This window comes from Promicromonospora kroppenstedtii DSM 19349 (assembly GCF_000515355.1).
Lineage (GTDB): Bacteria > Actinomycetota > Actinomycetes > Actinomycetales > Cellulomonadaceae > Promicromonospora > Promicromonospora kroppenstedtii.
In genome coordinates, this window is the sequence record NZ_KI911578.1 from 2,657 (window position 1) to 3,750 (window position 1,094).

1 protein-coding gene and 1 pseudogene are annotated in these 1,094 nt (G+C 70.6%); both read left to right on the top strand.

Annotated features, from left to right (window positions below; translation table 11 throughout):
• Window positions 1–195 precede the first annotated feature (195 nt).
• A pseudogene (locus PROKR_RS38100) lies at window positions 196–324 on the top strand (DUF6381 family protein); the annotation flags it as partial.
• Window positions 325–370: 46 nt separating this feature from the next.
• A complete protein-coding gene (locus tag PROKR_RS32235) occupies window positions 371–538 on the top strand; it encodes a hypothetical protein (protein ID WP_157601822.1) in 168 nt (55 codons plus the stop codon).
• The last annotated feature ends 556 nt before the right edge of the window (window positions 539–1,094 follow it).

Below are 1,094 nucleotides of genomic sequence, written 5' to 3' on the forward strand. Positions count from 1 at the left end.
GGGGTTGGAGCCGCTCCGGTGGCCCAGGCCGATTACCTCCTCGTCAGGCAGTACAGACCGCACGAAGGAGGCCGCCGTGCGCCCTGGAACCTACTTGGACAAGGACGACAAGCCCGTCGTCGTCCGCACCACGCCGACCGGCTACAGCATCACGCACGCCGACGGCACCGTGACGATGATCGGGGGCCGCTGACCATGGGCTTCTTCGACCGCCCCGACAAGGCCATCGACCAGCTCCACAAGAAGGCCGAGGAGCTCGCTACGCAGGCGAAGCACGCCAAGGACCCCAAGCGGGCGAACCACCTCCGGAACGAGGCGACACGCCTCACCCGCAAGGCCGCCTTCGTGCGCGGGAACCGGAGGACTGACCATGGAAGAGACCGAGATCGTCGGCCGCCTGCACTACCCCGGCGACGTCCGCAACGCCGACCCGATGCTCTACGACTCGCCCCGTCACGGGCTCGTGCGCCCGGTCATGGCCGAGTACGACGAGACCACCGACAAGACGCTCGTCGAGTTCGCGGCGGTGGGTGAGTGAGGCAGGTAGGCGCCGCCTGGGAGGCTACAAGGCGACGCCGAGCGCGACGCCGTCTTCTCGGCCGTCCTCGTCTACGCCGACGGCAAGGAGCGACGCTTCGGCCCCTGGGACCGGAAGCGCACCGCGAAGGCCGTCATCACGTCGCACCTGAACGGTGCGCGGGATCGGGCGACGTGGGGCGGCGCGTACCGCAACGAGCCCGTCTCCGGCCGCGTCGAGCGCGCCGACAATTGGGAGGTGGTCGAGTGACCGACATCCCGCACCCCCTGATCGGCCTGGTCGGCGTGAAGAGGTCCGGCAAAGACACCTTCGCGGCCGGCCTGGTCGAGCGGGGCTACACCCGCGTCGCGTTCGCCGACCCGCTCCGCGAGATGGTCGAGGAGATCGACCCGTGGCTCATCACGCCGCCCTGGCAGCCCCGAGCCGACCATCCGGCTCTTGCAGGCTCTCCAGATCTACGGCGGCTGGGAGGGCCTGAAGGACACGCCCTACGGCCCCGAGGCCCGGCGCCTCCTCCAGCAGAGCGGGCAGGCCGTGCGCCGTCGCGGCCCGGGCT